This window comes from Kineococcus indalonis, from assembly GCF_009906395.1.
Lineage (GTDB): Bacteria > Actinomycetota > Actinomycetes > Actinomycetales > Kineococcaceae > Kineococcus > Kineococcus indalonis.
Genome location: NZ_JAAALM010000462.1, coordinates 1 through 3,277, shown reverse-complemented (window position 1 = coordinate 3,277; position 3,277 = coordinate 1). Strand labels below are relative to the sequence as shown.

The 3,277-nt window shown below is 76.5% G+C and carries 3 protein-coding genes and 1 pseudogene; 3 read left to right on the top strand and 1 reads right to left on the bottom strand.

Going from position 1 to position 3,277, the window contains the following annotated elements; genetic code table 11:
- The first annotated feature begins 229 nt into the window (after positions 1 to 229).
- Positions 230 to 715 carry a LuxR C-terminal-related transcriptional regulator gene (locus tag GTR00_RS17480; protein WP_166612855.1) on the top strand — a complete coding sequence of 162 codons (486 nt, stop codon included), beginning with the start codon at positions 230 to 232 and terminating at the stop codon, positions 713 to 715.
- 20 nt (positions 716 to 735) lie between these two features.
- Here the strand turns inward: GTR00_RS17480 and GTR00_RS17475 are convergent, their stop codons facing one another.
- Positions 736 to 1,569 (bottom strand): nucleotidyltransferase domain-containing protein, encoded by an 834-nt coding sequence (locus GTR00_RS17475; protein ID WP_205706075.1) that lies wholly within the window; start codon positions 1,567 to 1,569, stop codon positions 736 to 738.
- Positions 1,570 to 1,702: 133 nt separating this feature from the next.
- Here GTR00_RS17475 and GTR00_RS17470 point away from each other — a divergent pair, with 133 nt between their 5' ends.
- A complete protein-coding gene (locus GTR00_RS17470) occupies positions 1,703 to 2,080 on the top strand; it encodes a DUF998 domain-containing protein (RefSeq protein ID WP_166612854.1) in 378 nt (125 codons plus the stop codon).
- Positions 2,081 to 2,323: 243 nt separating this feature from the next.
- Positions 2,324 to 3,277 (top strand): annotated as a pseudogene (locus GTR00_RS17465) (hypothetical protein); the annotation flags it as partial.

Sequence of the window (3,277 nt, the reverse complement as noted above, 5' to 3'; positions counted from 1 at the left end):
CGCCCGGACCGCCCCGCCCACCGGGCGGGTCCGATGCGCTCGGGCCGGTCGCTGCGCGCCGGTCGGTCGGCTCGCTCGAGACGCTCACCGGCTGCTCCGGGAGCGGCCGTCCCACGAACGCACCCCTCGAGAGCAGGTGCGCCCAGAACGGGTGCGCCGGGAACGGGTGCGCCGGGAACGGGTGCGCCGGGAACGGGTGCGGGGAGGAACGGGGCGTGCGCTCATCCGCATGCCGCCCACGGGCACCGACGAGGGGGTTCGGGCGGCGGCGTGGGTGCGCCGGGCGCACCCGGGCACCGGTGTGGTGGTCCTCAGCCAGTACGACGACCCGGAGTTCGCGCTGGCCCTGCTGGAGGACGGCTCGCGCGGGCGGGCCTACCTGCTCAAGGAGCGGATGTCGGACGCCACCACGCTGGTCGACGCGATCGCGGCGACCGCCGCGGGCGGTTCCGTCGTGGACCCCAAGGTGGTCGACGCCCTGGTGCGCGGTCGCACCGCGCGCTCGCCGCTGGCGGCGCTGACACCGCGAGAACAGGAGGTGCTGGCGCAGATGGCCACCGGCGAGGACAACTCCGCCATCGCTGCGAGCCTGGTGCTGACGGTGCGCGCGGTGGAGAAGCACATCAACTCCATCTTCGCCAAGCCAGGTCTGGCCGAGGAGGTCGAGGTGCACCGCCGGGTCAAGGCGGTGCTGCTGCACCTGGCCGAGGCCTGAGCCCCGCGACCGGTGCGGCCTCAGTCCTCCTGCCGCCGTCGCAGCGCGACGCCGGTGGTGCCGACCACGGCGTCGCGCAGCTGCGCGTACAGCGCCACCGCGGCGAGCACGGCGGCGGCGCCCTCCCGCGGGCCGGGGCCGCGCACCGTCGCGTGCAGCGCGCTGAGGGCTGCCGGGTCCACCGCGGCCAGCTGCTCCAGCCGGCGCACGCCCCGCACGGGGCGGGCGTGGCGCAGCGCGAGCAGCGGGCCCAGCACGTCCTCGCGCAGGAAGGCCAGGAAACCGGCCACCTCCAGCAGTTCACCGCGCCCCAGCTTGGTGGCGGCGCAGTGCACCCGCACCCAGGAGCGGTCCTCGATCCACTGCAGGTCCACGGCCGGCTCGCCGGTGGGCGAGGACGCCGACGCCGCCAGCCGGCCCGCGGGGTCGAGCAGCACCACCGGCTCGTCGCGCCGGCCCTCCCACTCGGGCAGGCTGAGGGACTTCACGTCCACGTGCAGCAGCGGTGGACCCACCAGCGCGATGATCAGGCGCGGTTCGCCGACGTGCTCACCGGTGAAGGCCGCCAGCACCGGCAACCACGACGCGACGAGCTCGGACCGCTCGGCGGCCAGCTGCTCGTGGTGCTCGGCGGCGACCACGACGACGACGTCGAGGTCGGAGAAGCGGTCGGCCGTGCCGTCGGCGGCCGAACCGCTCAGGGCGGCGCCCAGCAGGCGGTCGTCACCGGCCACGGCGGCCAGGACGGTGTCCAGCGCACGCCGGTGCTCCTCGGGCAGGTGCTCGCGCACCTGCTGCAGCGCGGGCGGCGCGAGGGGCGGCGCGGTCCGCGCAGCGGTCCCGTGCTCGTTCACAGCACCTCCAGGGTCGTGGACCCGCCGGCGCCGTCCGCCCGCGGGTGCTGCCTGCACCCGCTCACCCTCGCGGCGGGTGCAGGTGCGTGCTCGCTGACCGGTTCCCCGGGGCCGGTTCCCGTGGGCCCCGCCGGTGACGACGAGCCTGCTGCGGCGCGGCGGCGGGGCCGAGGGTGCCCGCCAGGACTGCTCGCAGGCCGACGCCGCGTGCACCGCCCGCGAGGCGGCCGGGGCGTTGAGCACGCACCACTGGGTGCACCAGTACGTCTCCTCGACGGTGTTCCTGGTGCTGGCCGCCGCCCTGCTGGTCCTGTCGCGAGCCCTGCGCGCGAACGCCGGCTGGGCGCACCTGGCGCCGGCGACCCGGGTGGCCGGCCTCAGCGCCCTCGTCGTGATCGCCGCGCTGGTGACCGTGGGGCTCGGCGGCTGGAGCGGTCTGGTGCAGCGCGCCTTCGTGGCGCTGCTCTTCGGCTGGCCGGTGCTGCTCTCGGCGCTGCCCGCCCGCCGCTGACCCCGCGGTGGTCCGTGCGAGCCGTCGCCCGTCCCGTCGGCGCGCACACCGCCCCGGGCGGTGGCTGCCGGTGCCCGGGGCGGGCGAGCGCCCGGGAACGCGGCTGCCCGGGACGTTCACCGTCCTGCTGGAACCCCTGCCACGTCCACAGCAGGTGCCTGGACCTCCGCCGTGGGTCTGCGTAGCGTGCAGCGCGCCCGGCACCGCAGGGCCAGGAGATCGGCTGCTTCGAAGGAGAACAGCGTGAGACTTCGCCTCGTCCCCACCACGCTCGTCGCGGCCGCGAGCTGCCTGGTGCTCAGCGCCCCGGCCGCCCCGGCTGCTCCCCGCCTCGCGGCGGGCAGCACCACCCCCGCCTCGCCCACCGCCTCCGGCGCCGACGGCCGCGCCGGTGCGGACAGCACCAGCGCCGGGCGCGCGGGGGACTGGGTCCCCGCCTGGACCACCTCCCCGCAGGGCGTCTACCCCTACGGCTACACCGTCGGCCAGCCCGGGACCCCCGGTGAGGTGCTGCCGGGGTTCGAGCAGCCACTGCTGAGCCGGGCCCTGCCCGAGCGCCAGGCCCAGGACCAGACCCTGCGCATGATCGTGCACCCCGGCATCGGCGGTGACACCTGGCGCGTGAAGCTGTCCAACCGCTTCGGCACCCGGCCCGTCACCTTCGCCCGCGCCAGCGCCGCCCTGCAGGAGAGCGGGGCCCGCCTGGTGCCGGGCACCAGCCAAGACCTCACCTTCGCCGGCCAGGCGTCGGTGACCGTGCAACCCGGTGAGGAGGTGCGCAGCGACCCCCTGCGCGCGCACCTGAGCGATGCCGACGCCCAGCGCTCCAACGTGGCCATCAGCTTGCACGTGGCCGGTGCCAGCGGCCCGATGACCTGGCACGCGGCCTCCTTCACCACCTCCTACCTCACCGGCCCCGGCGCCGGCGACCACACCGGGGCGGTCGGTGACGACGCCTTCGCGCACCCCACCACCTCCTGGTTCTTCGTCAGCGGCCTGGAGGTGCAGCGCCGCGACGCCGCCACCGTCGTCGCGCTGGGCGACTCCATCACCGACGGCTTCTTCTCCACCATCAACGGCGACGACCGCTGGCCGGACCTGCTGCAGCGCCGCCTGCTGGACACCCGCACCACCAGCGGTGGCGGCTGGGGCGGCGGTCGGGGTTCCTGGGGCGGCGGCTGGGGCGCCGGCGGCTGG